Here is a 26,994-nt window from a genome sequence, read left to right on the forward strand (position 1 = left end):
CCCCGGTGTTTCAGTTGCACCGAGGGGATGCCATCGCCGGCAAGCCGGCTCCTACAGGGGTTGTGCCAGCCTTAGGGGTTATTGGTAGCCTTTGGGGAACGGGTTCGGCTCGATCAGATCCGACTCGTAGATCACCTTGAACTGGCCGTTGGGCTGCACTTCACCGATGCGCGACTTGCTCCACAGGTGATGGTTCTCGTGGATCTTCACGTAGCCTTCCGGCGCGGTTTTCAGCTCGATGCCTGGCGATGCGGCCACCACTTTATCCACGTCGAAACTGCCGGCCTTCTCCACCGCGGCTTTCCACAGCCATGGGCCGAGGTAGGCGGCCTGGGTCACGTCGCCGATCACCGCGTCCTTGCCGTACTTGGCCTTGAAGGCTTCGACGAAGGCTTTGTTGTTCGGGTTGTCCAGGCTCTGGAAGTACTTCATCGAGGCATAGAAACCGGCCATGTTTTCACCGCCGATGCCGAGCAGTTCGTCTTCGGTGACCGACAGCGTCAGCAAGGTCTGCTTGGACGCGTTCACGCCGGCCGCGTTGAGCTGTTTGTAGAAGGCCACGTTGGAGCCGCCGACCACCGCTGCAAACACCACATCCGGCTTCTTCAGCTTGACCTTGTTGATCAGCGAACCGAACTGGGTGTTGCCCAGCGGGTAGTAATCTTCGCCGACCACGGTGCCGTGCAGCACGTTTTCAATGTGCTTGCGTGCGATCTTCATCGAGGTGCGCGGCCAGATGTAGTCCGAGCCCACCAGGTAGAAGGTCTTGGCGCCTTTGGTCTTGGCGATCCAGTCGAGGCTGGCGAGGATCTGCTGGGTGGCTTCCTGCCCGGTGTAGATCACGTTTTTCGACTGCTCCAGGCCTTCGTAGAAGGTCGGGTAGTAGAGCAAACCGTTTTCTTTTTCGAAGATCGGCAACACCGCTTTGCGCGACGCCGAGGTCCAGCAGCCGAACACGGCGGCGACCTTGTCGTTGACCAGCAGCTTCTTGGCTTTCTCGGCGAAGGTCGGCCAGTCGGATGCGCCGTCTTCCTGGATCACCTTGATCTGCCGACCGAGAATACCGCCCGACGCGTTGATCTGCTCGATGGCCAGGCGCTCGGCCTGGATCGAGCCGGTCTCGGAAATAGCCATGGTGCCGGTGGCCGAGTGCAACTGGCCGACGGTGACTTCGGTGGGGGTCACGGCCAAGCCTTCGTTGTCGGCCAGCACGCCCTGGCTGAACAGAGCGGCCGCCAGTAATGACAAGGCCAACAGCGGTGTGGAGCGGATCAATCTGGGTGCCATGGGGCGACTCCTCTGCAATGAGGAGTCCAGCATGGCGGCAGGGGGCCAGCGCGGGTATACGCAGCCTGACGTAAGCGGGTACGTCATTTGACGTATGCCGCTGCGCACCATTTTCGCGCAGGATCGCGCCCGCCCACCGCCCCAAAACCCTGTGGGAGCTGGCTTGCCTGCGATAGCGGTGTGTCAGCCGACCTCTCCAGTGCCCGATCCACCGCTATCGCAGGCAAGCCAGCTCCCACATTTTGAATCGGGGCATGGAACTTGCTCATCCGATTTAGCCTTCTTTGCGGAGTCTCCCACCGTGCATCCCCCTCCCGGCACCCAGCGCATCGTCAAGATCCGCCGCGACTACAACACCTGGGTCGCCGACGAGACCATGGAAGACTACGCCCTGCGCTACACCCCCAAGTCCTTTCGCAAATGGTCGGAGCTGCGCATCGCCAACACGGCCCTGGGCGCGGTGTCGTTCCTGGCGCTGGAGGCCATCGGCGGCGTCTTGGCCTTGAGCTACGGGTTCACCAACACCTTCTGGGCGATCCTGGCGATCAGCCTGGTGATTTTCCTCACCGGCCTGCCCATCAGTTATTACGCCGCGCGCTACGGCGTGGACATGGACCTGCTCACCCGTGGCGCCGGTTTCGGCTATATCGGTTCCACCATCACCTCGCTGATCTACGCCAGCTTCACCTTCCTGTTCTTCGCCCTCGAAGCGGCAATCATGGCCCTGGCTTTGGAGCTGTATTTCCACATTCCGCTGGCGATTGCCTATGTGATCTGTTCATTGCTGGTGATCCCCTTGGTGGCCTACGGCGTGACCCTGATCAGCCGCCTGCAGCTGTGGACGCAGCCGATCTGGCTGCTGTTGCTGGTGCTGCCCTACGGCTTTGTGGCGTGGAAAAACCCCGACGCCTTCAGCGACTGGACCAGCTTTGTCGGGCGCAGCGGCGAAGGGGGCGGGTTCAACCTGCTGGCGTTCTGCGCCGCATGCACCGTGGCGCTGTCCCTGGTGACGCAGATCGGCGAACAGGTCGACTACCTGCGCTTCCTGCCGGAAAAAACCGCCGCCAACCGTAAGCGCTGGTGGGCCGCCCTGCTCTGCGCCGGCCCCGGCTGGATCATCCCCGGCGCGTTGAAGATGTTTGCCGGGGCGTTCCTGGCGTTTCTCGCCCTGCAACACGAAATTCCCATGGAGCGCGCCGCCGAGCCGACCCAGATGTACCTGGTCGCCTTCCGCTATGTGTTCAGCTCGCCGGAATGGGCCCTCGGCGCCATGGTGCTGTTCGTGTTCATCTCGCAGATGAAGATCAACCTGACCAACGCCTACGCCGGCTCCCTGGCCTGGTCCAACTTCTTTGCCCGCATCACCCACAGCCACCCCGGCCGCGTGGTGTGGCTGGTGTTCAACGTGGCCATCGCGCTGATGCTGATGGAGCTGGGCGTGTTCGATGTGATCGACCAGGTGCTGGGGCTCTACGCCAATGTGGCGATTGCCTGGATCGGCACGCTGGTGGCGGACCTGGTGATCAACAAGCCGTTGGGCCTGTCGCCCAAGCACATCGAGTTCAAGCGCGCGCACCTCTACGACATCAACCCGGTGGGGGTCGGTTCGATGCTGATCGCGTCGTTGCTGTCGATCCTCGCCCACTTCGGCCTGTTCGGTGCCCTGGCCCAGGCTGCGCCCCCCTTTGTCGCGCTGGGCACAGCGCTGGTGATGGCGCCGTTGTTGGCCTGGCTGACCGGGGGCAAGTACTACATCGCCCGCACCAGCGATGTGCAGTTGATTCACCCGGTGGCGCCGGCCACCCACGCGGTGTGCGGGCTGTGCAGCAACCCGTTCGAAACCGCCGACATGGCGTTCTGCCCGGCCTACAGCACGCCAATCTGCTCGTTGTGCTGCTCGCTGGATGCGCGTTGTGGCGACCGCTGCAAACCCCACGCGCGCCTGGTCACCCAGTTCGAAGGCGTGTTGCGCTGGCTGCTGCCGAATACGATGATGCCGCGCCTGCACACGCGCCTGGCGCATTACCTGGGGTTGCTGCTGGCGCTGGTGTTGATGCTCGCTGGCGCCCTGGCGTTGATCTACGTGCAGGCTGCCCAGGGGCTGCCTCATTCGGAAACCTTGTACCAGGCGTTCTTCAAAGCCTTCCTGACCCTGTCGGTGTTGGCCGCCGTGCTCGCCTGGTGGGTGGTACTCACCCGTGAAAGCCGTGGCGTGGCCCAGCAGGAATCCGACCGCCAGACCCTGCTGCTGATGCAGGAAATCGACGCCCACAGCCTCACCGACCAGGCCCTGCAACAGGCCAAGGAAGCCTCGGAAGCGGCGAATGCCGCCAAGAGCCGCTACGTCACCGGGCTGTCCCACGAGCTGCGCACACCGCTGAACAGCATCCTCGGTTTCACCCAGATCCTGCAGCGCGACAGCGCCATGCCCGAGCAGCATCAGGACGCCCTGGCGACCATCCTGCGCAGCGGCTCGCACCTGGTGTCGCTGATCGACGGGCTGCTGGATGTGGCCAAGATCGAGGCGGGCAAGTTGCGCCTGGAACTCACCGAAATTCCCTTCCCGGAACTGCTTCACGACCTGGAGCAGATGTTCACGCCCCAGGCCCAGGACAAGGGCCTGCGCTTTCGCCTGGACTGCGCGGGCAATATCCCGGCGGTGGTGCGCGGTGATGAGAAGCGCGTGCGGCAGATCCTGATCAACCTGCTAGGCAATGCGGTGAACTTCACCGACAGCGGCGAGGTGTGCCTGCGAGTGAGCTACAGGCGCGAGACGGCCAATTTTGAAATCATCGACACCGGCATCGGCATAGACCCTGGGCAACTGGAGCGGATTTTCCAGCCGTTCGAGCGTGGCGACCTGATGCGCCAGGACAAGGGCGTGGGCCTGGGGCTGACCATTACGCGCATGCTCACCGCGCTGATGGGCGGCGAATTGCGCGTCACCAGCGAACTGGACAAGGGCACGTGCTTCCAGGTGCGGCTGTTCCTGTCCCAGGTACGTGCGCCGCAGGCGGTGGTGCATGTGGAGCACGACATCATCGGCTATCTCGGTTCACGCCGGCGCATTCTGGTGGTGGATGACCACGTGGACCATCGCAAGGTACTCAGCGGCATGCTCACGCCCCTGGGGTTTGAAGTGATCCAGGCCAGCAACGGCCAGGACGCGATCCGCCAGGTGGCGCTGCTGGCCCCTGACCTGATCCTGATGGACCTGTCGATGCCGACGCTGGACGGCTATGAAACCAGCCGCCTGATCCGGCGCAACGCGCTGTCGACCGCACCGATCATCGTGATCTCGGCCAATGCCTTTACCGACGACCGCGAACGCGGTATCGCGGCTGCCTGCAACGACTACCTGGCCAAGCCGGTGCGCACGCCGGAACTGCTCGGGCGCCTGCAAACACATCTGGGCCTGGAGTGGCTGCGGCGCACTCAAAGCCGTGTGCCGCCTGCGCCACCCAGCGTGCTGCCCAGCCCCGAAGACCTCGCCGCCCTCGCCGAACTCAGCGCCATCGGCTATGTGCGCGGCCTGCACGAACGACTCGACACGATCCTTGTACAAACTCCCGACGCCGCGCCTTTCATCAGCAAAGTGCGCGGTTTGCTCAAGGGCTTTCGCCTGGATGAACTCAACCGAACCCTCAAGGAGGCCGTAGATGAATGCACTCACCCGCAGCACTGAACCTGGCGTGGTGCTGATCGTCGATGACACGCCGGACAACCTGGCGATGTTGTCCGATGCCCTCGACGACGCCGGCTACATGGTGCTGGTGGCCCTCGATGGCCTCAGCGCATTGAACCGCGTACAGCGCCGCCGCCCGGACCTGATCCTGCTCGACGCGATGATGCCGGGCCTGGACGGTTTCGAGACCTGTCGCCGGCTCAAGGCCCAACCGGCCAGCGCGGACATCCCGGTGGTGTTCATGACCGGGCTGACTGACAGCAAGCATGTGGTGCAGGGGTTTGAAGTGGGTGGCAGCGACTACGTGACCAAGCCGATCCAGACCGACGAGGTGCTGGCACGGGTGGCAGCGCATTTGCGCACCTCGCGCATTTTGCTGTCGGCGCGGGAGGCCAGGCAGCCGAGTGTGCTGACGCTGGAGGATGAGCCGGCGCACCGCTTGTTATCGGCGCGGTTTGCGTTGACGGAACGGGAGGTGGAGGTGCTGCGCTGGGTGGCGTGCGGCAAGACCAATCGGGACATCGGCGATATTTTGGGGTTGAGCCCGAGGACGGTAAACAAGCACCTGGAGCATGTGTATGTGAAGCTCGGCGTGGAGACCCGCACCGCTGCCACCTCCGTAGCGTTGGCTGCGATCTGACCCCTGTAGGAGCCGGCTTGCCGGCGGTGGCGATCTCACGGGCGCCATCGCCGGCAATGTTGCGTCGGCTGCGATTTAGAAATGTGGGAGCTGGCTTGCCTGCGATAGCGGTTGTTCAGCTTGCATCTTTGTTGGCTGATACTCCGCCATCGCAGGCAAGCCAGCTCCCACATTGGATGTTTATTGTTTGGGGGATTGATTATCCGCCAAAGGTTTGTGAGGGGCGGCGCAGTGTGGGATCGAAGGGGTTGATCCGCGGCCCGATCGCCGCCGCTTCGCGCTTGAGCAACTCCACCACCATTGGCAACCGGCTCGGCCCCAGCCGGTCGCTGATGGTCGCCACACTCAAGGCCGCCACCGCGTGACCATCGCGGTTGAGGATCGGCACTGCCAACCCCGCCATGCCTTCCAGCACACCGGTATTGCGCGCCGCGTAACCCAGGGTGCGTACGTTCTCTACCTCCGAACGCAACAACACTTCGTCATACAGGTGGAAATCCTTGAGCCGTGGCAGGTTGTAGCGAATCACCGTTTCACGCTCTTCCTCCGGCAAAAACGCCAGGATCGCCAGGCTGCCCTGCCCCACGCCCAATGCCACGCGCCCGCCAATATCGCCGGTGAAGGTGCGGATCGGGTACGGGCCTTCGCTGCGGTCCAGGCAGATCGCGTCAAACCCCGAGCGCGCCAGCAGGAACAGCGAGTCCCCCAGCGATGCACTGAGGCGCAACATGCTCGGCCGCACCAGGTCGCGCAGGTTGCCGGTCTTGCCCGCATTGGCCGCCAGGGCGAAGAACTCCAGGCTCAGGCGATAGCGCTTGCTGCGTGCGTCCTGCTCGACCATGCCTTCGTCCATCAGGCTGCGCAGCAAGCGGTGAGTGGTCGGTTGCGACAAACCGACCTGCTGCGCCAATTGGGTCACACGCTCGCCGCCCTCCGGCACCTCACCCAGGGTGCGCAGCAGTGCAAACAGCCGGGACACCCCACCGACACCGACTTCCCTGGCGTTTTCGTTTCGTTCATTGGAATCCATAACAACAGATCTCCTGGTAAATTCCGGTGAGTGAATAAAACTGAAAATAGTAGTCCGTTCAGTGAAATTCTATCTTTCGCCCATCCTAGTCTTCGTCCTAATCTGCGTCCACCAGGGGCGAAATGAACAACAACCGGCAGCCGACTAAAAGATCGAGCGCCACCGCACCCGCAACACTCTTTTCGCATCTGCCCAAAACAACAAAGCGCGTGTCGACGCGACTTAAAAAAGGTGGAACGCAACCATGGCATTTCTCCAACTCAACGCCTTGAGCAAACGCTACGGCGCCGTCGATGCGGTGGTCGCCACCGACCTTGCGGTGGAAAAAGGCGAGTTCGTGTCCCTGCTCGGCCCGTCGGGCTGCGGCAAGACCACCACCCTGCAAATGATTGCCGGCTTCGTTGACGTGAGCGGCGGGCAGATCCTGCTCGACGGCCGTGACATCACCCACGCCAAGCCCGCCAGCCGTGGCCTGGGGGTGGTGTTCCAGAGCTACGCGCTGTTCCCCCACATGAGCGTGCGTGACAACGTCGCCTTCGGCCTGAAGATGCGCAAAGTGCCCGCCGCCGAGATCGCCGCCAAGGTCAAGACCGTGCTGGAACTGGTGCGCCTGGCGCCCCACGCCGAACGCTACCCGCGCGAGTTGTCCGGTGGTCAGCGCCAGCGCGTGGCCCTCGCCCGTGCCCTGGTAATCGAGCCGCCGGTGCTGCTGCTCGATGAACCGCTGTCCAACCTCGACGCCAACCTGCGCGAAGAGATGCAGTTTGAAATCCGTCGCATCCAGTGCGCGGTGGGCATCACCACCCTGATGGTCACCCATGACCAGGCCGAAGCGCTGTCCATCAGCGACCGCGTGGTGGTCATGCAGGCCGGCCGCGTGACCCAGGTGGATGCGCCCTACAAGCTGTATGAACACCCACGCACGCGGTTCATCTCGGACTTCGTCGGCAAGGCCAACCTGCTGTCCGGCGACTACGACCAGCTGGGCGTGCCGCAAGTGCGTCACGAAAGCGGCCACGGCGAGCTGACCCTCAGCCTGCGCCCGGAAAAAATCCAGCTGGTGGATACAGGTCACGGTCGCCTGCAAGGCAAGGTCCTCGACCGCTACTTCTTCGGCAGCCAGTGGCTGTACCGCATTCACACCCTGCTGGGCGAAATCACCGTGGTGCGCAGCAACGACGGCAGCGCGCCGCTGGGCTGCGGCGCCCTCGTGGGCCTGGACTGGCAGGCTGACCTGCTGCGCGTGCTGGCCACCGATGAGGTGCGCGCATGAGCCGGGGCTACCTGTTGTCGCTGCCGGCCCTGGCGCTGTTCACCGGGCTGCTGGTATTGCCGCTGCTCATGACCCTGGTGCTGTCGTTCAACGTGTTCGACTACCAGGTGGGGGTGAAGGCGGATGAATGGACCCTGGCCCACTACCTGTCGCTGTTCAGCGATGCGTACTTCTACGAAATCTTCTGGCGCACGTTCTGGATCAGCGCGCTGGTGACCCTGCTGTGCGTGGTGATCGGCGTGCCCGAGGCCTACATCCTCAGCCGCATGGGCACCCCGTGGCGCTCGATTTTCCTGATCCTGATCCTCACGCCGCTACTGATCTCAGTGGTGGTGCGCGCCTTCGGCTGGAGCCTGTTGCTCGGCGCCGACGGGTTGGTCAACCAGGTGATCCAGGCCTTGGGCGGGCGCCCGATGAAACTGCTGTACACGCCCTTTGCGGTGGTGATCGCGCTGGTGCACGTGATGCTGCCGTTCATGATCATCCCGGTGTGGACGTCCTTGCAGAAGCTCGACCCGTCGGCCGAACAGGCGGCGTTGTCCCTCGGCGCGAGCCAGGCCACGGTGATGCGCAAGATCGTGCTGCCGCAGGTGATGCCCGGTGTGCTGTCCGGCACCTTGATCGTGTTCGGCCTGGCCGCCAGTTCGTTCGCGATCCCCGGCCTGCTCGGCGGGCGTCGCCTGAAGATGGTCGCCACGGTGGTGTACGACCAGTACCTCTCGGAACTCAACTGGCCCATGGGCGCGACCATCGCGGTGGTGCTGCTGTTGGTCAACCTGCTGATCATGCTGAGCTGGAACCGCATGGTCGAACGCCGCTACAAAAAGTCCCTGGGGGTTTAAGCGCATGTCCAGAAACGGTCCTTTGGCCCTCGGCTTCCACGGCCTGGTGGTGCTGTTCATGATGGCGCCACTGGTGGTGGTGTGCCTGGTGGCCTTCACCCCGGAAAACACCTTGAGCATTCCAACGTCGGGCTTCTCCCTGCGCTGGTTCCGTGCGGTGTTCGAGCGCGCTGACTTTATCCAGGCGTTCTATAACAGTCTGATCCTGGCCTTTACCGCCGCCAGCCTGGCGACGTTGATTGCCGTGCCGGCGGCCCTGGCGATCAGCCGCTACCAGTTCCCGGGGCGCAACTTTTTCAGCGCCCTGTTCCTGTCGCCGATCATCATCCCGCACCTGGTGCTGGGCGTGGCGATGCTGCGCCTGTTCGCCCTGATGGGCGTCAATGGCAGCTTCACCTGGTTGATGCTGGCTCACGTGGTGATCATCACCCCCTACGTGCTGCGCCTGGTATTGGCGGCCGCCATCGGCATTGATCGCAGTGCCGAGCAGGCCGCCGAATCCCTCGGTGCCAGCCGCTTTACGCTGTTTCGCCAGATCACCTTGCCGATGATCCTGCCCGGTGTGGCAGGCGGCTGGTTGCTGGCGTTCATCAACAGTTTCGATGAGGTGACGCTGTCGATCTTTGTCAGCTCGCCGGCCACGCAAACTCTGCCGGTGCGCATGTACGTGTACGCCACCGAGTCCATCGACCCGATGATGGCCGCCGTTTCCGCGCTGGTGATTGCGCTGACCGCCGCGACCATGATCCTGCTGGACCGGGTCTACGGCCTGGACCGTGTGTTGGTGGGGAAACACTGATGGCTTTGTTCAAACGCTTGGCCGAGACCGGGCGCCCTGCCCTGGCCTTCACCCTCGATGGGCAACCGGCGACCGGCTTGCTCGGCGACACCGTACTCACCGCCGTACTGACCTGCGCCGAGCACCTGCGGGGCAGCGATTTCAGTGCCGAACGGCGCGCCGGTTTCTGCCTGATGGGCGCCTGCCAGGATTGCTGGGTACGGCTTGCCGATGGCCGGCGCGTGCGTGCGTGCTCGACCCTGCTGGAAGCCGGCCAGGCGATCAGCCGCGCCCCGGGGCGTCAGCCATGAAGCCGGTGGTGATTGTGGGCGCAGGCCCGGCCGGCATCAGCGCGGCGCGCACCTTGCTCGACCATGGCATCACACCGTGCCTGGTGGATGAAAGCGCGCGCGGCGGCGGTCAGATCTATCGTCGTCAACCGCCGAATTTCCAGCGCTCGGCCAAGCAACTCTACGGTTTTGAAGCGGGCAAGGCCGAGGCCGTGCACCGCACCATGGACGAATTGGCGCCCTTGATCGACTACCGCGCGGAAACCCTGGTGTGGAATGCCGAGGATGGCCGTCTCGACCTGCTCAAAAACGGCCGCGCCGAAAGCATCGAGTATTCGCAGCTCGTCGTCGCCACCGGCGCCACCGACCGTATCCTGCCGGTGCCGGGCTGGACCCTGCCCGGCGTGTACAGCCTGGGCGCGGCGCAGATCGCCCTGAAGTATCAAGGTTGCGCCATCGGCGAGCGCGTGGCGTTTTGTGGCAGCGGGCCGTTGCTGTATCTGGTGGCTTACCAATACGCCAAGGCCGGCGCCCAGGTGGTGGCGGTACTCGACAGCGCGCCGTTCAGCGCGCAGTGCCGTGCATTGCCTGCGTTGCTCGGTCAACCGGCAACCTTGGCCAAAGGTTTGTATTACCGCGCATGGCTTACTGCCCACGGCATTCCGGTGCACCAGGGCGCCACGCTTGCGCAGATTGACGGTGAGCAACGGGTCACCGGGATTCGCTGGGGTTCGCGCACCCTGGAATGCGATGCGGTGGCCTTCGCCCATGCCCTGCGCAGCGAGACGCAACTGGCGGACTTGCTCGGCTGTGAGTTCGCCTGGAACGCGTTAAATCGCGCTTGGCTGCCACAACGGGACAGCGCCGGACGCAGCAGCGTGAACGGCGTGTACCTGGCGGGCGATGGGGCCGGGATCATGGGCGCCGACGCCGCACAGATGGCCGGCGAGCGGGCAGCATTGGCGGTGCTGGAAGATTCGGGCATCGCAATTGACCAGCGCCGCACCGCCGTGCTCGAACAACAACTGGCCGGTATCCAGCGCTTTCGCCATGGCCTGGAAACCGCGTTCCCCTTCCCCGAACAGTGGGCCGCGCAGGCACCGGATAATTTGATCTTGTGCCGCTGCGAAGAGGTCAGCGTGGGCGATGTGCGCGCCGTGGTGGATGAAGGCCACTGGGAAATCAACCGGGTCAAGGCTCACTGCCGCGTCGGCATGGGCCGCTGCCAGGGGCGCATGTGCGGCATGGCGGCTGCCGAGATTGTGGCCGAGCGCAGTGGCCGGGGCATTGACGAGGTCGGCCGGTTGCGTGGCCAGGCCCCCATCAAGCCCCTGCCGTTTGGCGTGGAGGTGCAGCCATGATCGACGTGATCGTACTGGGCGGCGGGATCGTCGGCGCCTCGGCGGCCTTGAGCCTGGCGCAGAAAGGTAAGCGTGTCGCACTGGTGGAGCGAGACTTCTGCGGCTCCCATTCCAGCGGCGTCAACTATGGCGGCGTGCGACGCCAGGGGCGGCCGTTACATCAGTTGCCGTTGTCGCAACGCGCCCATGAACTGTGGGCAGACTTGCCGGGGCTGATCGGCATCGACGGCGAATACGTGCGCTCCGGGCATCTGAAACTGGCGCGCAGCCATGCCGATTTCGCCGCCTTGCAAGCCTATGCCGAACAGACCCGTGGCTTTGGCCTGGGCTTGCAGCTGCTCGATTACACCGAGCTGCGCGCACGTTTCCCGTGGGTGGGCGATATCGCCGTGGGCGCGTCGTTGTGCCCGGAAGACGGCCACGCCAACCCGCGCCTGGTGTCGCCGGCCTTCGCCCGTGAGGCGCAACGCTGCGGCGCCACGGTGTACGAGCAGGCCGAAGTGGTCCGCATCGAACACGACGGCCGCCAATTCCAGGTGAGGTGCGCCAATGGCCTGCAGTTGCAAGCGCCGTGGCTGTTGAATTGCGCCGGCGCCTGGGCCGGGACCGTCGCCGCGCAGTTTGGCGAGCCGGTGCCGATCACCTCGGCGCACCCGGCCATGCTGGTGACCGAGCCGTTGCCGGTGGTGATGGACGTGAGCACCGGCGTGGAAGGCGGCGGCATTTATGCGCGGCAGGTCGCCCGGGGCAATTGCATCCTCGGCGGCGGTCGTGGCTTTGCCCTCGGCCCGCAGCAGGCCCGCCCTGGGCAAGCGGCGGTGCTGGAGATTTTGCGCAATGCCGGCGAGCTGTACCCGTTTCTCAAGGGGGCCCAGGCGATCCGCACCTGGAGCGGCACCGAAGGTTACCTCCCCGATCATGAACCGGTGATCGGCCCCAGCAGCACCCAACCCGGCCTGCTCCACGGTTTCGGCTTTGCCGGCGCCGGGTTCCAGCTCGGCCCCGCCGTCGGTGAAGCCCTGGCAGAGATCGTCTGCAGCGGGGCCAGCCGGCAACCCATCGAAGCGTTTTCCATCCGTCGTTTCCAAGCCTGAGAGGAAAAACATCCATGAACCCACGTATTGCGCTGTCCTGCTTGTCCCTCGCCCTGCTCGCCTCTACCGCCCATGCCGCGCCCACGCTGTACCTGGGCATGAACGGCGGCACCATGGAACGGGTGTACGCCGACAAGGTGTTGCCCGCGTTCGAAAAGGCCAACAACGTCAAGGTGGTGATCGTGCCCGGCACCTCGTCGGACATCCTCGCCAAGGTCCAGGCCAACAAAGACAACCCGCAGATGCACGTGATGTTCCTTGACGACGGCATCATGTACCGCGCCATCTCCATGGGCCTGTGCGACAAGCTCACGCCGAACCCGACCCTCGACCAGATCCCCGCCAAAGCGAAGATCAAGGAAGAGGCCGTGGCCGTGACCCTCGGCGTGACGGGCCTTGGCTACAACGCCAAGATGTTCAAGGAAAAAGGCTGGGCAGCGCCGACCTCGTGGATGGACCTGGCCGACCCGCGCTTCAAGGACAAAGTGGTGTTCCAGTCCCTGGCATCGTCGACGTTCGGCCTGCACGGTTTCCTGATGTTCAACCGTATCCAGGGCGGCGACGAGACGAACGTGGAGCCGGGCTTCAAGGCCTGGCCAAAAACCATCGGGCCGAATGTGCTGGAGTACATCGCCAGCTCGGCGAAGATCTCCGAGATGGTGCAAACCGACGAAGCGGCGATCTTCCCGCTGACGCCGACCCAGGTCACCACTCAGAAGCTGCTGGGTGTGCCGATGGAATATGCGCAACCCAAGGAAGGCGCGGTGGTGCTGAACGTTGCCGAATGCGTGATTGCGCGCAATGACCAGCCGGAACTGGCGCAGAAACTCGCGGCCTTCCTGCTGACCGCCGAAGCCCAGGCGCCGGCGCTGGAGGAAGGTGACCAGATCCCGTCGAACCCGACCACACCGACCACCGACAAGACCCGCGCGCGGGTGGAAGCGATGCAGGGTTACTTGCAGACGGCGATCTCGATTGATTGGGACAAAGTGAACCTGGCGCGGCCGGAGTGGAATGCGCGGTGGAGTCGCTCGATCGAGCGCTAATCAGCATCTCCTGTGGGAGCTGGCTTGCCTGCGATGCTCGTTAACGATAACGCGGGCATTCTGGAGAAACGCGGTGCCGTTGCGATCATCGCCGGCAAGCCGGCGCCTACAGGGGGGTGATGGGTAACGCGCGTTTGTGGGCGGTCTTCAGGTAGGCTTGCTCCACGATGTGGCGTACCCGCTCGCTCACCGGTTCGCCCATCAGGTAGGCATCGATCTCGGCATACGAGCAGCCATAAGCGTGCTCATCCAGCTTGCCGGGTGCCAGTTCTTCCAGGTCAGCGGTGGGGTGTTTGTGCACCAGGTTGTCCGGCGCACCCAGGGCCGTGGCCAGCAGGCGTACCTGGGTCTTGGTCAGCCCCGACAGTGGCGCCAGGTCACAAGCACCGTCGCCGAACTTGGTGAAGAACCCCATCAAGGCTTCGGCACCGTGGTCGGTGCCGACCACCAGGCCGTTGTGCAGGTTGGCCACGGCGTACTGAGCAATCATCCGTGCACGGGCCTTGACGTTGCCTTTGATGAAGTCGACATGGGCCGCGCTGGCTTCGCTGGCGGTGAGGCTGGCCATCAGGCCGTCGACACTGGCGGCGATGTTCAGGGTATCGATCTGGTCCGGGGTGATGAAACCCAGGGAAGCCTGGGCGTCACGCTCGTCGGCCTGGGTCTTGTAGGGCAGGCGCATGGCGATGAAGTGCGCGGCATACCCTTCGCTGCGCAATTGCTCGGCGGCCAGCTGGCACAGACGGCCAGCGGTGAGGGAATCGACGCCGCCGCTGATGCCCAGTACCAGGGCCTTGCCGCCAGAACTGCGCAAGGTGGCCTTGATGAAGTCGATGCGCCGCTGGATTTCCTTGGCCTCACCGCCCTTGACCAGTTGCCGATTGATGTTCAGTTCCTGTGCGATACGGTCTTGCATGTCACACCTCCACATTGCCCACATTGAACACCTGTGCTGCGTACTGCAAAAACGAGGCGTCTTCGCAGACGTTCTTGATCGGGTCATCCGAGAACTTCACCACCGGCTCGCCGTGCACCCGCACCAGTTTCATCACGATGCTCAACGGCTCCACACCTTCCACATCGCAGGCCAGGCTGGTGCCCATGCCGAAACCGAACCTGGCCTTGCCGCGCACGTGACGCAGGATCGGCAGGCATTTTTCGAAGTTCAGGCCGTCGGAAAACATCAGGTCCTTGGTCATCGGGTCGATGCCCAATTGCTTGTAGCGGGCCAGTACCTTGTCGGCCCAGGCGATGGGGTCGCCGGAGTCCTGGCGCAGGCCGTCATACAGCTTGGCAAAGTACAGGTCGAAGTCCTTGAGGAAAAAGTCGGTGCTGATGCAGTCGGTCAGGGCAATGCCCAGGCGGCCACGGTATTCACGCACCCAGTTTTCCAGCGCGGCGTTCTGGCTTTCGCGCAAGCGCCCCAGTTGCTGGTGCACCATCAGCCATTGGTGGGCCATGGTGCCGATCAGCGGCAGGTCAAATTCGTAGGCCAGGTGCGCGTTGCTGGTGCCGACGAATTGGCCGGGAAAATCACGGCGCATGATGTCGACCACTTCGCGCTGGGCCTTGAACGACAAGCGCCGACGTGTGGAGAAATCGGAAACGCGCAGGTCGGCCAACTCGTCGCGGCTGAGGTTTTTCTCCAGCCAGTCGAACTTCTGGTAGAGCTTGCGGGTGACGTCTTCCAGGGTCACGTCGGGGTACTTGTCGCGGTTGCGCAGCTCGCTCACCAGGGCCAGCAACGGCTGCTCGAACATGATGCAGTGCAGCATCGGGCCAACCACACGGATGTTGAGTTGGCCGTCGAATTCACTGACGTGGATGTAACGCAGGTTGAAGCGGAACAGGCCGAGGAAACGCTCGTAGTCCGGGGTGAGGTATTCGCGAAAACGTGGGTTGAACAGAAAACGCAGCTCACCTTCGCGCATGTGCAGGCCGGCCATCTTCTCCAGCTCGGCGCGCAGTTCGGGGATCAGGTGGCCGAGTTTTTCCCTGGACCGAACGATGAAGTTGTACTCGACATCGACGTTCGGGTGCTGGTGCAACACAGCCTGCATCATGGTGAAGGTGTAGTAGTCGGTGTCGAGCAAGCCCTGGATCACTGGGGCTTCGTAGTCGTAGGCACTTTCCATGGTGTGTCTCCTTAACGCGCGGCCATCGCGGCCAGTTCTTCGCGGGTGCTGCTGATGACGGCACCGGCCTTGAGCAACGCATTGACGGCTTGCACGCCGCCCTCCTCGCTGATACCTCGGCAGGCCGGCAGGTGCAGGATCACCTCGAAGCCCGCCTTGAGCAGTTGCATCGCGGTGGTCTTGACGCAGTAGTCCAGGGCCAGGCCGCCGACGATTACCCGGCTCACGCCCCTGGCGTTGAGGTACTCGATGACGCCAGTGGAAAGTTTGTCGTGCAGGTCGTGGAAGCAGGCGCCATAGGGGTGCAGGTCGGGTTCGACGCCTTTCCAGATGAAGTAGTCGTACTCATAGGGCGTGGGCAACTCGTCGAGCAAGGTGAAACCCTCGGTGCCCGGCACACAGTGACTCACCCAGGTCACGTCGGCGTGGGCCAGGCCAGTGGGTTGCAGCATGTCGCTGTGCTGCGTCACCACCCAGGGGGCATGCGGGGTGTGGGCGTCCTTGCTGCCAACGCGATGGCCGGCAAGGCTGGCCATGTAGTTGAGCTCGGCGCCGATCCTGTCGCCACCGGCCACCGGCAACTCGTTGGGGCACAGGGGCGTGAAGCTCTTCTGGGCGTCGACGTCGAATGAGGCAATGGCAGTTTTCGCAAGGGTCATGGTGGTTCTCCTGTGGCCTGGAAACAAAAGTACACGTCATGTACTTTCATTGCAAGAAACATTTAGTTATCTATGCTGGAGCGAGTACATGACATATCTGCTCGATCCGTTAGACTGTGCCCCGCCACTGTTTACAAGGAATGCCCGATGCCCCTTCACGCCTACCTCCATACCGTCGACCTGTGCGTGCTGTTCTACTGCCGCGCCACCGGCGAGCTGAAACTGCTGCTCAACAAGCGCGACGCCGAACCCTTCGCCGGGCATTGGGCGCTGCCAGGCGTTGTGGTCAATGGCGACGTGCAAGATCTGAGCCTCAAGGATGCGGTGGAACGGTTGCGCGCCAGTGACAAGGTCGGCCTGGCACTGGCCTGGAGCGAGCAAGTGGGCACGGTGGGGGATGCGTTTCGCGACCCACGCTGCTGGTCATCGTCGACCTATTACCTGGCAATCGTCGCCGACGAGGTGGCGCTGGGCGAGCATCAGGCCTGGTTTTCACTGGATGACGTGGCGGATGGCAGCCTCAAGCTGCCGTTCGATCACAACCTGATCGTGGCGGCCGTGCAGGAGCGGCTGCTGTCCAAATCGCTGTACAGCAGCTTGCCGCTGATGTTTTTGGGTGAGGAGTTCAGTGCACCGGAAGCGACCGCGATTTTTTCCCTGGTGCTGGCGCGGCCGGTGTTGAAGACCAGTATTCGCCAGCGGTTGTTGAAGCTGACTGAGGCGGGGTATTTGCGGGAGACGGGGCGTAAAAAGCACGGCGAAGGTGGCCGGCCGCAGGCGACGGTGGCGACGCTGAGACCGGGTGAAATCTACTTCTTCGACCGCAGCTTTGCGGAATGAAACACCCCTTGTAGGAGCCCGGCTTGCTGGCGATGGGGCCCCTGAGATTTCTGCAACATCAAAGGTCGCCATCGCCGGCAAGCCGGCTCCTACAAGGTGTGTGGGGTCAGTTCATTCAGTTATAGGTGTGTGGGGTCAGTTCATCCAATTGCCGCCATCGACGTTGTAGGTCTGGGCGACCACGTAGTCGGCGTCCTTCGAGGCGAGGAAGATCGCCATGCCGGTCAGGTCTTCTGCCGTGCCCATGCGCCCGAACGGCACTTCGGCCCCTACCCGCTGCTTCTTCTCGCCAGGCGCCAGGCCTTCATGCTTGGCGAACAGTGCATCCACCCCGTCCCAATGTTCGCCATCCACCACGCCCGGGGCGATTGCGTTGACGTTTATGCCTTGCTTGATCAGGTTAAGCCCCGCCGACTGCGTGAGGCTGATTACCGCCGCCTTGGTCGCGCAGTAGATCGCCACCAACGGCTCGCCCCGGCGCCCGGCCTGGCTGGCCATGTTGATGATCTTGCCGCCGTGGCCCTGGCTGATCATCTGCTTGGCCGCGGCCTGCAGGGTGAACAGCGTGCCGGCAACGTTGATCGAGAACAGCCGCTCATAGCTGTCGCGGGTGATGTCGACGATGGGCGCCAGGTCGAACAGCGCAGCATTGTTGATCAGGATATCCAGCTTGCCGGCGTGGGCCACCACGGCGGTAATTGCGCCGTCGATGGAGGCCTGGTCGGTCACATCCATCGCGACGGCATACGCCTTGGAGCCGAGTTCAGTGGCGGTGGCCTGGGCCCGTTGCAGGTTGATATCGGCGATGGCAACGGTAGCGCCTTCAGCGATATAGGCCTGGGCAAAGGCGCGGCCGATGCCGCGCGCCGACCCGGTGATCAACGCGCTTTTACCTTCCAGTCGTTTCATGACGTTCGTGTCCTTGGGCATTATTTGGGGTAGCCGGCGCGTTTCATCTCGCGCTCGGTGGTGGACTGGGCTTCGAGCAACGCCTGGTCAACCGACATGCCACCGGTGAGCGCGGCGGAGAACAGCTTGCCCACCGACGTGCCGATCGCCTGGAACTCAGGGATGGTCACGTATTGAATGCCCACGTACGGCACCGGCTTGGCCGACGGGTGTGCAGGGTCGGCGTGCTTCATCATTTCCAGGGTCACCTGGGCAAACGGAGCGGCCTTCAAGTACGCCTCGCTGTAGGTGGACTGGCGGGTGCCTGGCGGTACGTTGGTGATGCCTTCTTTGTCTGCGACCAGTTGGATGTAGTCCTTGGACGTGGCCCAGGTAATGAACGCCTTAGCCGCGTCCTTGTGCTTGGAGGTGGCCGGGATGGCCAGGGACCAGGCGTACAGCCAGGAGGAGCCCTTGTCGGTGACCTCGGTGGGCGCGGCGGCGAAACCGACGCTGTCGGCGACCTTGCTCTGGCTCTTGTCGGTGGTGAAGGAGCCGGCGACGCTGGCATCGACCCAGATCGCGCATTTGCCGCTGTTGAACAGCGCCAGGGTTTCGTTGAAGCCGTTGCTGGAGACGCCAGGCGGGCCGTAATTTTTCAGGGTGTTGACGTAATAGTTGGCGGCGGCCGTCCACTCGGGGCTGGTCAGTTCGGGCTTCCACTGCTCGTCGAACCAGCGCGCACCAAAGGCATTGGCCATGGTGCTGAGCAAGGCGATGTTCTCACCCCAGCCGGCCTTGCCCCGCAGGCACATGCCGTATTGGTCTTTGTCTTTTGCCGTGAGCTTGGAGGCGAATTCGCCGAGCTGGGTCCAGGTCGGGTCCGCGGGCATGCTCAGGCCGGCCTGCTTGAACAGGTCGGTGCGGTAATAGGTAACGGTGCTTTCGCCGTAGAACGGCAAGGCGTACAGGGTGTTATTGACCGACAGGCCCTGGCGTACCGAGGGGAAAATATCGTCAGCGTCGTACGCGGCTGGCAGCTGCGTCAGCGGTTCCAGCCAGTGCTTGGCACCCCACAATGGGGTTTCGTAGGTGCCGATGGTCAGCACGTCGAACTGCCCGCCCTGGGTGGCGATGTCGGTGGTGAGGCGTTGGCGCAGCACGTTTTCTTCCAGCACCACCCAATTGAGCTTGATGTCCGGGTGCTGTTCTTCAAACACCTTGGACAGGCGCTGCATGCGGATCATGTCGCTGTTGTTGACCGTGGCGATGGTCACGGTGTCGGCGGCGTGGCTGGGCATGGCCAGCGCCAGGCCGGAAAGCAGGAACAACGCTTGCGGGAGCTTGCCTTTGCAGATCTGGAACATGGCGGTTTCCACCTGTTGTTTTTGTTGTTGAAGCCTGATTACAGCAGCTTGCCCACCCCCTCACAAACGAATGGCGAATGCCCGACTGATACTTTTTTAACTTAGCCACCCGGATCAAAAAAGTATCAGTGCCGGGCGAAACCGGGGGTAGCGCTCACCCGTGCGGGGCGCGTATTTTGAAGCGAGTCCACGCCCACCCTGAGGCCGCATCATGCCTGTCAGCCGCGCCCAGCTGTTCGAGCACCGCCCTGCCGAACTCGAAGTGATCCTGCCCGAGCCGGACCACTGTTTCCGCTGGTTCGAACACGATTACCCCTTTGATCTGGCGCGCTGGAACCACCACCCCGAATTCGAAATCCACCTGATCCGCCAGGGCAGCGGCAAGCTGGTGGCCGGCGACTACATCGGCGCGTTCAGTGCCGGGCATGTGGCGTTGATCGGCCCGGACCTACCCCATGACTGGATCGGTGACCTGGCCCCCGGTGAGTACCTGACCGGCCGCGACGTGGTGCTGCAATTCGACGGCGCTGCCCTCCTCGCCCTGCGAAAAACTCTGCCGGAACTCGGCGACTTGCAGCAGTTGTTCGAAACCGCCCGGCGCGGCCTGGAATTCAGCGGCGACACCGCCGTGCAGGCGGCGCAGTTGATGGAGGCCATCGGCAAGGCCCACGGCCTGCAACGGCTGATCCTGTTCCTGCAATTGCTGAACACCCTGAAGAACGCCCCCGTGCAGCACGTCCAGGCACTCGCCAGCCCCTGCTACGCACCGACCCTGGACGCGCGCAGCGCCGAGCGAATCAACAAGGCCTTCGACTACCTGATGCGTGAACTGACTGGTGACTTGCGCCTATCGGTCATCGCCCAACAGTTGGAGATGAGCGAACCAGGGTTTTCACGTTTCTTCAAGCGCAACACCGGCCACGGTTTTATCGACCTGATGCGCAAGTTCCGCGTGCAACGCGCCTGCCGGCTGTTGCTGCAAAGCGATATGTCGGTGGCGGATATCTGCTTTGAAGTGGGCTATGCCAACCTGTCCAATTTCAATCGGCACTTTCGCATCGAGATGAACCAGACGCCGAGCGAATACCGTCGCGAAACCGCGATGCACCTGTTCAATCGCATCGAAAAAATGACACCCAGTCATTTCTGATCAAAAGGTCGACTAATCCCCATTTTTTTCAAGCTGATCAACCGATTGAGAGAAGTTGGTACAGCCTGTGCAAACGTTTGCGGAACGAACTTGGCAACCAGGTTCACCTTTACCCGAAGAATCGGGTTCAAACCGCGTACGAATAGGGATTTTCAATGCACCCCACCTCAAGGCGTCCTGCTTCCCTTGGTGTTTCTTTGCTACTGGCCGCCGTTACGGGAGTACTCAGCGCCCCCCTTTTGGCGCAGGAAACACCCATCGATGACTCAGCACAGGGCGAAACACTGAGCCCCGACACGAAAAATCCTGAAGCCAGCCCGGCGAAAAAAGGCGTCTATCTGTCGGAATGGTTCAACCAGGACCTCACACTGATCGGCAGTAAAGACATCAGCTTCGGCCCCAAGCCACAGGATGATGTCTACCTGGAATACGAGTACTTCGGCCGCAAGGGCCCGTTCGAGTTGTACGGCTACGTAGATGTGCCGAAGATCCTCGGCATCGGTAACAGTAATGACAAAGGCGTGTGGGACCATGGCTCGCCGGTGTTCATGGAGCACGAGCCGCGTATCTCCATCGACTACCTGGCGGGCCGCAGCCTGGCGATCGGGCCGTTCAAGGAATGGTACGTGGCGTTCGACTGGATCTACGACCACGGCAGCAACAAGGCCAACCGCGCCAACACCTTGTACAGCGGCTTGGGCACCGACATCGACACCCACTCGCGGGTCAACCTGTCGGCGAACTTCTATGGCCGTTACCAGTGGGAAAACTATGGCGCCAGCAACGAGTATTCGTGGGATGGCTACCGCGCGCAGATGAAGTACATCGTGCCCATCAGCAGCTTCGACAACGGCGCCTCGCTGACCTACATCGGCTTCACTAACTACGATTTTGGCTCGGACCTGCACAAGGACAATCCGGCGCGTACCGCCAACTCGGTCGTGGCCACCAACGTGCTGCTGTATTCGTTCACCCACCTGCGTTTTACCCTGGTCGGCCGTTACTTCCATAACGGCGGCAACTGGGAAGATGGCAGCGAGTTGAATTTCGGCGAGGGCAACTTCCGCGCCCGTTCCGACGGCTGGGGTTACTACGCCGGCGTGGGTTATCAATTCTGACTAAGGAGCTTTACATGAACGTGTTTACCCGTCTCTCGATTGCCGTGGGCCTGGCCCTGCTGGCCCCTGCGGTATTGGCCGATACGCCGGCGCCGATCAAGCCCAAGGTGATGCTGATCACCATGTTCGCCCCCGAGGCGCAAACCTGGATCGATCGCCTGGAACTCAAGCGGGAAGTCCGCGTGCCGGGCTTGTCCGCCGAATACCCGGTGATTCGCTGCAACACCCAGGACGTGTGCCTGCTGGTCACCGGCATGGGCCAGACCAATGCTGCCGCGTCCACGTTGGCGCTGGCCTTGTCGCCCAAGTTCGACCTGCGCCAGAGTTATTTCCTGATCGCCGGGATCGCGGGTATCAGCCCTAAACACGGCACCATCGGCACGGCGGCCTGGGCCCATTACCTGGTGGAATTCGGTACCCAGTGGGAACTGGATTCGCGGGACGCGCCAAAGGACTGGCCGACCGGTTACATCGGCATCAACACCAAGGGGCCCAACGAAAAACCACCGTTGGACTACAAGACCGAAGTGTTTGAGCTCAACCCCAAGTTGCAGGCCAAGGCATTTGCCCTGTCGCAGAAAGTCGAACTGACCGAAAGCAAGGAGTCCAGCGCCTGGCGCAAGCACTACCCGGCGGCACCGGCCAACCAACCGCCGCAAGTCACCCGCTGCGACACGCTGGCGGGCAATACCTGGTTCTCCGGCACACGCCTGAGCGAGCGCGCCGAGGTCTGGACCAAGCTGCTGACGGACAACAAGGGCGAGTACTGCACCACCCAGCAGGAAGACAACTCCACCTATGAAGCCCTGCTGCGTGCCAGCCGTGAAGGTTTGGTGGATATCCAGCGCCTGGCGGTGGTGCGCGCCGGCTCCGACTTCGACCGGCCGTACCCTGGCTACAGCGAAGTGGACAACCTGCTGAAATACGCAGACCAGGGCGGCTTTGTACCGGCGCTGGAGAACCTGTACCGCACGGGCAACCCGCTGGTGCAGGCGATTCTGAAGAATTGGTCGGCGTGGGAAAAAGGCGTTCCCGAGGCCTGATGATCCCCTGTAGGAGCCGGCTTGCCGGCGATGGCGTCCTCGAAATCGCCATCGCCGCGGTGCGACGACTCGACAAGCCGGCTCCTACAAGGATGTGTCAGGGCAGGAAGATAATCTTGTCCGCACTGCCGCTGTTCACTTCCTCATAGCACTGCAAGCCATCAGCCAGCGCCACTTCGCGCAGGCCGCTTGGCAGGGGCAGCAAGCCCTCGTCAAAGAAGCCGCCGAACTGCTCCAGCATCACTGCGCACTGCTGGCAGTTGTATAGCAATGAGTTGATCCCCACCACCGAACCGCCCTTGCGGTACAACGCCAGCGCCGGCAATTGCACGTGGCCGTCAACCGGTGCGGCGATGATCGCGATACGCCCGAACGGCGCCAAGCCAGCAACCGCCGCCGGCAGCCAGAAACCCGTGGTGTCGAAGATCACCTCGGCGCCGCCCTTGAACACCGCATTCACCTGCGCGCCCAACGCCTCCGGCTCTCCCAGGGTGATTGCTTCAAAGCCTTGCGCTTTCAGCACCTCGACCTGATCCGCCTTGCGCACCGCGCCCAACACTTCGGCACCGAGGATCTTGGCCAGCACCAACGCTGCGCTGCCCACCGCCCCGTTCGCGCCGATCACCAACAAGCGCGTGCCCTGAGTAACGCCGCTGCGCGCCAGTGCATCCCAGGCGGTGGTGTATGGCACGCCAAGGCTGGCGGCCTGGGCAAAGCTCAGGTGGGTCGGTTTATGCGCCACGCCTTCGGCGGCCACCGTGAGGTACTGGGCGTGGGAGCCGTCGGCAAAAAAGCCGAGGTCACGACCAGTGCCCCACACTTCCTGGCCGATCAGCGCTTGCGGGCCGTCCACCACAACGCCGGCGAAGTCACGCCCGGGAATGCGCGGCAATGTGGTGTACGGGAAGCGGCCGAGCACGTTTTTCACGTCGCTGGGGTTCAGGCCGGCCGCCTTGACCTGCACCAGCACCTCACCGGCAGCGGGCACCGGGGTGGCGACGTCGACAAAGCGCAGGGACGAAAGATCGCCGGTGGCGGAAAATTGCAGTGCTTTCATGGCCAATATCCATCGAAGGGAGGGAAGGAATTCAGGACAACCAACCGCTGACCAGCTGCCGCCCCACGGGCCAGAGCTTTTCGCCCAGCAGCATGCCCATCAGGCCCACCAGGGCGATGGCGGGTGGCGCGGGCGAACGGAAATCCAGGGCACCGTAGATCACGCCGACCAATAGGCCGATGGCGAGGGAAATCAGGTAGTTCATGGGGGTCATGCCAGTTGGGTGGATGGGCTCAGTGTAGAGAGCCCATTGCTGAAGCATCGGCCAAGTGCTTCAGGATTTCGGCCAAACCCTCAACCGACGTACTGCGAAGGCGCCACGCCGAGCGCGCGACGGAACATGTCGCTGAAACTGCTGGGCGAGTACCCCAGGGAGCGGGCGATGCCGCTGACGGACTGGCCCTGGATCAGCTCCGCCACCGCCGTGGCCAGTTGCACCTGGCGGCGCCATTCGGCAAAGCCCATGCCCAGGTGGGTCTGGAACAGGCGCGACAAGGTGCGCACGCTGGCACCGGCGGCTTCGGCGTGCTGTTCGAACGGGATTTCCAGGGACGGCGCCGCCATCACCGCCTGGCAGGCATTCACCAGTCGCCGGTCGGCCTCCACTGGCATGGCGATGCGGATCTGCGAACGGCGTGCCCGTTGCAGTTCCAACAGGGCCAGGCTGACCACCGCATCGTAATACGCCGGCTCGCCGTTATCGCCCTGATCGACCAGGGTGATGATCAGCTCGCGCAACAACCCACCCACCTCGATCACCTGCACCTGGCGGTCCAGCGTCGCCGCCAGCGCCGGGCGCAGGTAGATATTGCGCATCTGCAGGTCCGAGACCACGCGGATCCCATGCTCCACCCCCGGCGGTAGCCACACCGCACGCTGCGGCGGCACCACCAGGGCTTCGCGGGGCGTTTCGACCCACATCACCCCGCTCATGGCGTACAGCAACTGGCCCCAATCGTGGCTGTGGGGTTCCACATACAACCCACGCGGGTAGGTGCGCGCCAGCGGTTGCACGGGGACGGCGTGATCAGAGAGGTCAGGGGGTGCGGCCAGGGCCATGAAGAACGCATCGATCAAGGGTGAGCGGCCATGGTAATGACCGCCACCGGATAATCCGAGCGGATTTTTACAGGTTTCAGCCGTGGGCCGACTTAGCGCATTCGCAACCCGACGCCGAGGCGCAGGGCTCGCCATGGGCATGGTGCTCGGCGCAGCCTTTGCAGCAATAGCCTTTACCGTCCTTCATCACCGCATCTTTACCCAGAACGCACTTGCAATGGGGGCAGGCACAGGTTTTATCAGCCATGGTCAGACTCCTTTTTCATGGTCGTCCAGGTGCAGCGGGCGCCACACCTTAAGCAGTGACTATAGGCAAGCCATCCGGGTTCAGCGTCGTTAATCGGCCAGACGGCTATTGCTGCGGTACATGAACACCAGCGCCAGCGCCAACAGCAGCATCGCCAGGAGTCGGCTGCCCGACAGTTCGATGGCCGGGTTGCCCAGCCAACCGAAATTATCGATCAGCATGCCCATGCCCAACTGCCCGACGATCACCGCCACCGTCGCCACGGCCGTGCCCACCACCGGCACCGCGCCGACCATCACCATCATGTACACCACGCCAAACAGGGCACCGGTGAGTTGCCATTTCGGCACGTCCAGCAGGCTGACGGCATGGGCCGGTTCAAAGAAGAAAATCAGCAGTGCCGTGCTGATTGCACCCACCGCAAAGGTCAGCAAACTGCTGCGCAATACGCCCACCGCCTGGCCCAAACGCCCGTTGATCGCGGCTTGCACGCTCAAGACAGCACCCGCTGCAATCACCAGCACCAACAACAGAATCAGATTCATCGCCTTACCCTCGTGCAATCAGAACAAGTGCCGCCACAATCAACGCCAGGGCAATCCAGCGCTCGCCATTGACCCGCTTGCGCTGGGTGCCGAACCAGCCGAAGTGGTCGATCAACACACTCTTGCCCACCTGCCCCGACAGGATCGCGATCATGGTCATCGCGATACCGATGTGCGGCGTGGCGAGGGTCAACACCACCACATACATCGGCCCCAGGAACCCGCCGATCAACTGCCAGCGTGGCAAGTCGGTCAACGCCGGGCCTTTTTGCGGGCCACTGAACAGCAGCAACAGAAACAAAATCGCCGAACCGACGCCGAAAATGCTCAGGGTTGCCCATAAGTGCCCTACCTGCACACCCAACGGCCCGAGCAACCCGGCCTCTACCGACAGGCCCATGCCCGCCAAGATCACCAGCGGCAACAACAGCAGCCGCAACAGGTTTTTTTTCGGCGTGGCCGAAGCCGCACCCGCCATGGAACTCGCTTGCATACATCACCTGCGCATCAAAGAAAGGAAACATGGCGCGCATTATCCAGTGGCCGTGCTGTGCGATAAATGGGAGCATGCCGACAACACCTTTGCGCAAAACGCACAGCCTGGAGACCACGATGCAGGGCTTGAATGAATTGAGTTTCAAGGCGCTTCGACTGTTTGTCGCGGTACTCGACCACGGCAGCTTCTCTGAAGTGGCGCGCCGCGAGAGCCTGGCGCCCTCCTCCATCTCCCGGCAGATCCAGTTGATGGAACAGGCGCTCGGCCAACAGTTGTTGTACCGGCACACTCGCGCGGTGAGCCCCACCGAAGCCGGCCGCGTGCTCGGGCGCCATGCGCGCTTGATGCTCGAACAACTGGAAAGCGCCAGCCAGGCCCTGCAGGAGCAGGAGCGCGAGCCCAGCGGCCTGGTGCGCATCAACGCGCCGATGGTGTTCGGCCAGCGCCACCTGTCGCCGTGGCTCGGCGAACTGTGCCGGCGTTACCCGAAGTTGCAGCTGGATATCCAGCAGACCGACACCTACGTCGACCCGCTGCAAGACGGCACCGACCTGCTCTTTCGCATTGGCGTACTCAACGACTCCAGCATGCAGGCGCGCATCTTCGCCCCCCAACGCTTTCGCATCGCCGCAAGCCCGGCCTACCTGGCCCGGCATGGCACCCCCCGGCACCCCGACGAACTGGCCCACCACCAATGCCTGGCCTACAAAGGCATCACCGGCCAGCAACGCTGGTTCTTCCGCCGCGACCAGGGCGACTGGACGCCGTACAGCGTCAAGGGGCCCATCACCGGCAACCACGCCGACACCCTCACCCACGCCGCCGAACAAGGCCTGGGGCTGGTGGTGTTTCCGTCCTGGCTGATCGGCGAAGGCCTGCGCGCGGGTACGTTGCAGGCAGTGCTGACCGAATACGAGGTGGCAACCACCCTGGAACCGCAGCAGATCGCCGCACTATGGCCAGGCAGCCGCCGGCTGTCGCTGAAGGTGCGCACGGTGATTGATTATTTCGTGGAGTGTTTTGGGACGGTGCCGTATTGGGATCGGTGAGCGATCAGGGTCACA

Annotated in this window: 27 protein-coding genes; 14 read left to right on the forward strand and 13 right to left on the reverse strand. The window is 63.1% G+C overall.

The window, feature by feature from the left end:
* Positions 1-78 precede the first annotated feature (78 nt).
* Positions 79-1,287 (reverse strand): urea ABC transporter substrate-binding protein, encoded by a 1,209-nt coding sequence (gene urtA, locus HX792_RS13310; RefSeq protein ID WP_064452758.1) that lies wholly within the window; start codon positions 1,285-1,287, stop codon positions 79-81.
* A gap of 301 nt (positions 1,288-1,588) precedes the next feature.
* Between urtA and HX792_RS13315 the strand changes: the two genes are divergently transcribed.
* Both HX792_RS13315 and HX792_RS13320 read left to right on the forward strand, forming a co-directional pair.
* Positions 1,589-4,972 carry an ATP-binding protein gene (locus HX792_RS13315; RefSeq protein WP_176996540.1) on the forward strand — a complete coding sequence of 1,128 codons (3,384 nt, stop codon included), beginning with the start codon at positions 1,589-1,591 and terminating at the stop codon, positions 4,970-4,972.
* On the forward strand, positions 4,947-5,612 hold the full coding sequence (locus HX792_RS13320; protein ID WP_176996541.1) for a response regulator: 666 nt from the start codon (positions 4,947-4,949) through the stop codon (positions 5,610-5,612). The genes HX792_RS13315 and HX792_RS13320 overlap by 26 nt, the downstream gene beginning before the upstream one ends.
* Before the next feature lie 199 nt (positions 5,613-5,811).
* Here HX792_RS13320 and HX792_RS13325 read toward each other — a convergent pair whose 3' ends face one another.
* Positions 5,812-6,642 carry an IclR family transcriptional regulator gene (locus HX792_RS13325; protein ID WP_176996542.1) on the reverse strand — a complete coding sequence of 277 codons (831 nt, stop codon included), beginning with the start codon at positions 6,640-6,642 and terminating at the stop codon, positions 5,812-5,814.
* 244 nt (positions 6,643-6,886) lie between these two features.
* Between HX792_RS13325 and HX792_RS13330 the strand changes: the two genes are divergently transcribed.
* The 7 genes from HX792_RS13330 to HX792_RS13360 are packed head-to-tail and all read left to right on the forward strand — an operon-like array spanning position 6,887 to position 13,326.
* Positions 6,887-7,915, forward strand: a complete 1,029-nt coding sequence (locus HX792_RS13330) for an ABC transporter ATP-binding protein (protein WP_176996543.1) — start codon at positions 6,887-6,889, stop codon at positions 7,913-7,915.
* On the forward strand, positions 7,912-8,757 hold the full coding sequence (locus HX792_RS13335) for an ABC transporter permease (RefSeq protein ID WP_176996544.1): 846 nt from the start codon (positions 7,912-7,914) through the stop codon (positions 8,755-8,757). Before HX792_RS13330 ends, HX792_RS13335 begins: the two co-directional genes overlap by 4 nt.
* 4 nt (positions 8,758-8,761) lie before the next feature.
* Complete coding sequence (locus tag HX792_RS13340; RefSeq protein WP_078743198.1) at positions 8,762-9,556, forward strand: ABC transporter permease; 795 nt, start codon at positions 8,762-8,764, stop codon at positions 9,554-9,556.
* Positions 9,556-9,846, forward strand: a complete 291-nt coding sequence (locus HX792_RS13345; RefSeq protein WP_176996545.1) for a (2Fe-2S)-binding protein — start codon at positions 9,556-9,558, stop codon at positions 9,844-9,846. The genes HX792_RS13340 and HX792_RS13345 overlap by 1 nt, the downstream gene beginning before the upstream one ends.
* Positions 9,843-11,186: an NAD(P)/FAD-dependent oxidoreductase gene (locus HX792_RS13350; protein WP_176996546.1), complete on the forward strand. Its 1,344-nt coding sequence runs from the start codon at positions 9,843-9,845 to the stop codon at positions 11,184-11,186. The genes HX792_RS13345 and HX792_RS13350 overlap by 4 nt, the downstream gene beginning before the upstream one ends.
* Positions 11,183-12,280 (forward strand): FAD-binding oxidoreductase, encoded by a 1,098-nt coding sequence (locus tag HX792_RS13355; RefSeq protein WP_176996547.1) that lies wholly within the window; start codon positions 11,183-11,185, stop codon positions 12,278-12,280. Before HX792_RS13350 ends, HX792_RS13355 begins: the two co-directional genes overlap by 4 nt.
* Before the next feature lie 14 nt (positions 12,281-12,294).
* On the forward strand, positions 12,295-13,326 hold the full coding sequence (locus tag HX792_RS13360) for an ABC transporter substrate-binding protein (protein WP_176996548.1): 1,032 nt from the start codon (positions 12,295-12,297) through the stop codon (positions 13,324-13,326).
* 106 nt (positions 13,327-13,432) lie between these two features.
* On the opposite strand, the gene nadE is transcribed toward HX792_RS13360, so the two are convergent.
* The 3 genes from nadE to HX792_RS13375 are packed head-to-tail and all read right to left on the reverse strand — an operon-like array spanning position 13,433 to position 16,120.
* A complete protein-coding gene (nadE, locus tag HX792_RS13365; protein WP_176996549.1) occupies positions 13,433-14,242 on the reverse strand; it encodes an ammonia-dependent NAD(+) synthetase in 810 nt (269 codons plus the stop codon).
* 1 nt (position 14,243) lies between these two features.
* Positions 14,244-15,461: a nicotinate phosphoribosyltransferase gene (gene pncB / locus HX792_RS13370; protein WP_176996550.1), complete on the reverse strand. Its 1,218-nt coding sequence runs from the start codon at positions 15,459-15,461 to the stop codon at positions 14,244-14,246.
* 11 nt (positions 15,462-15,472) lie between these two features.
* Positions 15,473-16,120 (reverse strand): nicotinamidase, encoded by a 648-nt coding sequence (locus tag HX792_RS13375; RefSeq protein WP_176996551.1) that lies wholly within the window; start codon positions 16,118-16,120, stop codon positions 15,473-15,475.
* Between the two features lie 147 nt (positions 16,121-16,267).
* On the opposite strand from HX792_RS13375, the gene HX792_RS13380 reads away from it, so the two are divergent.
* Complete coding sequence (locus HX792_RS13380; RefSeq protein WP_176996552.1) at positions 16,268-16,960, forward strand: NUDIX hydrolase; 693 nt, start codon at positions 16,268-16,270, stop codon at positions 16,958-16,960.
* A gap of 135 nt (positions 16,961-17,095) precedes the next feature.
* Here the strand turns inward: HX792_RS13380 and HX792_RS13385 are convergent, their stop codons facing one another.
* Together HX792_RS13385 and HX792_RS13390 are read right to left on the reverse strand one after the other, a co-directional pair.
* On the reverse strand, positions 17,096-17,869 hold the full coding sequence (locus tag HX792_RS13385; protein WP_176996553.1) for an L-iditol 2-dehydrogenase: 774 nt from the start codon (positions 17,867-17,869) through the stop codon (positions 17,096-17,098).
* A 20-nt stretch (positions 17,870-17,889) separates the two neighbouring features.
* Complete coding sequence (locus tag HX792_RS13390) at positions 17,890-19,149, reverse strand: sugar ABC transporter substrate-binding protein (RefSeq protein WP_371319356.1); 1,260 nt, start codon at positions 19,147-19,149, stop codon at positions 17,890-17,892.
* A gap of 277 nt (positions 19,150-19,426) precedes the next feature.
* Here HX792_RS13390 and HX792_RS13395 point away from each other — a divergent pair, with 277 nt between their 5' ends.
* The 3 genes from HX792_RS13395 (at position 19,427) to HX792_RS13405 (ending at position 22,526) form a co-directional block, all read left to right on the forward strand.
* Positions 19,427-20,365, forward strand: a complete 939-nt coding sequence (locus tag HX792_RS13395; RefSeq protein WP_176996555.1) for an AraC family transcriptional regulator — start codon at positions 19,427-19,429, stop codon at positions 20,363-20,365.
* 155 nt (positions 20,366-20,520) lie between these two features.
* Complete coding sequence (locus tag HX792_RS13400) at positions 20,521-21,483, forward strand: nucleoside-specific channel-forming protein Tsx (RefSeq protein ID WP_176996556.1); 963 nt, start codon at positions 20,521-20,523, stop codon at positions 21,481-21,483.
* Between the two features lie 14 nt (positions 21,484-21,497).
* Positions 21,498-22,526: a purine nucleoside permease gene (locus tag HX792_RS13405; RefSeq protein ID WP_176996557.1), complete on the forward strand. Its 1,029-nt coding sequence runs from the start codon at positions 21,498-21,500 to the stop codon at positions 22,524-22,526.
* 97 nt (positions 22,527-22,623) lie between these two features.
* Here the strand turns inward: HX792_RS13405 and HX792_RS13410 are convergent, their stop codons facing one another.
* The 6 genes from HX792_RS13410 to HX792_RS13435 all read right to left on the reverse strand — a co-directional run bounded on the left by HX792_RS13410 (position 22,624) and on the right by HX792_RS13435 (position 25,927).
* On the reverse strand, positions 22,624-23,583 hold the full coding sequence (locus HX792_RS13410) for a zinc-binding alcohol dehydrogenase family protein (RefSeq protein ID WP_176996558.1): 960 nt from the start codon (positions 23,581-23,583) through the stop codon (positions 22,624-22,626).
* Between the two features lie 31 nt (positions 23,584-23,614).
* Positions 23,615-23,788 (reverse strand): DUF1427 family protein, encoded by a 174-nt coding sequence (locus tag HX792_RS13415; protein WP_176996559.1) that lies wholly within the window; start codon positions 23,786-23,788, stop codon positions 23,615-23,617.
* A gap of 89 nt (positions 23,789-23,877) precedes the next feature.
* Positions 23,878-24,642 (reverse strand): helix-turn-helix transcriptional regulator, encoded by a 765-nt coding sequence (locus HX792_RS13420; RefSeq protein ID WP_176996581.1) that lies wholly within the window; start codon positions 24,640-24,642, stop codon positions 23,878-23,880.
* 76 nt (positions 24,643-24,718) lie between these two features.
* The gene (locus HX792_RS13425) at positions 24,719-24,889 is read right to left on the reverse strand and encodes a metallothionein (RefSeq protein ID WP_176996560.1); all 171 of its coding nucleotides are present in this window, start codon (positions 24,887-24,889) and stop codon (positions 24,719-24,721) included.
* Between the two features lie 89 nt (positions 24,890-24,978).
* Complete coding sequence (locus tag HX792_RS13430; RefSeq protein WP_176996561.1) at positions 24,979-25,434, reverse strand: DMT family transporter; 456 nt, start codon at positions 25,432-25,434, stop codon at positions 24,979-24,981.
* Between the two features lie 4 nt (positions 25,435-25,438).
* The gene (locus HX792_RS13435; RefSeq protein ID WP_176996562.1) at positions 25,439-25,927 is read right to left on the reverse strand and encodes a DMT family transporter; all 489 of its coding nucleotides are present in this window, start codon (positions 25,925-25,927) and stop codon (positions 25,439-25,441) included.
* Between the two features lie 119 nt (positions 25,928-26,046).
* Between HX792_RS13435 and HX792_RS13440 the strand changes: the two genes are divergently transcribed.
* Complete coding sequence (locus tag HX792_RS13440) at positions 26,047-26,979, forward strand: LysR family transcriptional regulator (protein ID WP_176996563.1); 933 nt, start codon at positions 26,047-26,049, stop codon at positions 26,977-26,979.
* Positions 26,980-26,994: the final 15 nt, after the last annotated feature.

This window comes from Pseudomonas sp. B6002 (assembly GCF_013385985.1).
Lineage (GTDB): Bacteria > Pseudomonadota > Gammaproteobacteria > Pseudomonadales > Pseudomonadaceae > Aquipseudomonas.

Bases quoted from the DNA above. Each gene is read 5' to 3' on its own strand.
- HX792_RS13390 (WP_371319356.1), bottom strand. From the start codon at position 19,149: ATGCCCAGCCACGCCGCCGACACCGTGACCATCGCCACGGTCAACAAC.
- HX792_RS13400 (WP_176996556.1), top strand. From the start codon at position 20,521: ATGCACCCCACCTCAAGGCGTCCTGCTTCCCTTGGTGTTTCTTTGCTA.
- HX792_RS13430 (WP_176996561.1), bottom strand. From the start codon at position 25,434: ATGAATCTGATTCTGTTGTTGGTGCTGGTGATTGCAGCGGGTGCTGTC.
- HX792_RS13330 (WP_176996543.1), top strand. From the start codon at position 6,887: ATGGCATTTCTCCAACTCAACGCCTTGAGCAAACGCTACGGCGCCGTC.
- nadE (WP_176996549.1), bottom strand. From the start codon at position 14,242: ATGCAAGACCGTATCGCACAGGAACTGAACATCAATCGGCAACTGGTC.
- HX792_RS13345 (WP_176996545.1), top strand. From the start codon at position 9,556: ATGGCTTTGTTCAAACGCTTGGCCGAGACCGGGCGCCCTGCCCTGGCC.
- HX792_RS13375 (WP_176996551.1), bottom strand. From the start codon at position 16,120: ATGACCCTTGCGAAAACTGCCATTGCCTCATTCGACGTCGACGCCCAG.
- HX792_RS13335 (WP_176996544.1), top strand. From the start codon at position 7,912: ATGAGCCGGGGCTACCTGTTGTCGCTGCCGGCCCTGGCGCTGTTCACC.
- HX792_RS13405 (WP_176996557.1), top strand. From the start codon at position 21,498: ATGAACGTGTTTACCCGTCTCTCGATTGCCGTGGGCCTGGCCCTGCTG.
- HX792_RS13415 (WP_176996559.1), bottom strand. From the start codon at position 23,788: ATGAACTACCTGATTTCCCTCGCCATCGGCCTATTGGTCGGCGTGATC.
- HX792_RS13350 (WP_176996546.1), top strand. From the start codon at position 9,843: ATGAAGCCGGTGGTGATTGTGGGCGCAGGCCCGGCCGGCATCAGCGCG.
- urtA (WP_064452758.1), bottom strand. From the start codon at position 1,287: ATGGCACCCAGATTGATCCGCTCCACACCGCTGTTGGCCTTGTCATTA.
- HX792_RS13420 (WP_176996581.1), bottom strand. From the start codon at position 24,642: ATGGCCCTGGCCGCACCCCCTGACCTCTCTGATCACGCCGTCCCCGTG.
- HX792_RS13325 (WP_176996542.1), bottom strand. From the start codon at position 6,642: ATGGATTCCAATGAACGAAACGAAAACGCCAGGGAAGTCGGTGTCGGT.
- HX792_RS13425 (WP_176996560.1), bottom strand. From the start codon at position 24,889: ATGGCTGATAAAACCTGTGCCTGCCCCCATTGCAAGTGCGTTCTGGGT.
- HX792_RS13360 (WP_176996548.1), top strand. From the start codon at position 12,295: ATGAACCCACGTATTGCGCTGTCCTGCTTGTCCCTCGCCCTGCTCGCC.
- HX792_RS13355 (WP_176996547.1), top strand. From the start codon at position 11,183: ATGATCGACGTGATCGTACTGGGCGGCGGGATCGTCGGCGCCTCGGCG.
- HX792_RS13380 (WP_176996552.1), top strand. From the start codon at position 16,268: ATGCCCCTTCACGCCTACCTCCATACCGTCGACCTGTGCGTGCTGTTC.
- HX792_RS13395 (WP_176996555.1), top strand. From the start codon at position 19,427: ATGCCTGTCAGCCGCGCCCAGCTGTTCGAGCACCGCCCTGCCGAACTC.
- HX792_RS13320 (WP_176996541.1), top strand. From the start codon at position 4,947: ATGAATGCACTCACCCGCAGCACTGAACCTGGCGTGGTGCTGATCGTC.
- HX792_RS13440 (WP_176996563.1), top strand. From the start codon at position 26,047: ATGCAGGGCTTGAATGAATTGAGTTTCAAGGCGCTTCGACTGTTTGTC.
- HX792_RS13435 (WP_176996562.1), bottom strand. From the start codon at position 25,927: ATGCAAGCGAGTTCCATGGCGGGTGCGGCTTCGGCCACGCCGAAAAAA.
- HX792_RS13410 (WP_176996558.1), bottom strand. From the start codon at position 23,583: ATGAAAGCACTGCAATTTTCCGCCACCGGCGATCTTTCGTCCCTGCGC.
- HX792_RS13385 (WP_176996553.1), bottom strand. From the start codon at position 17,869: ATGAAACGACTGGAAGGTAAAAGCGCGTTGATCACCGGGTCGGCGCGC.
- pncB (WP_176996550.1), bottom strand. From the start codon at position 15,461: ATGGAAAGTGCCTACGACTACGAAGCCCCAGTGATCCAGGGCTTGCTC.
- HX792_RS13340 (WP_078743198.1), top strand. From the start codon at position 8,762: ATGTCCAGAAACGGTCCTTTGGCCCTCGGCTTCCACGGCCTGGTGGTG.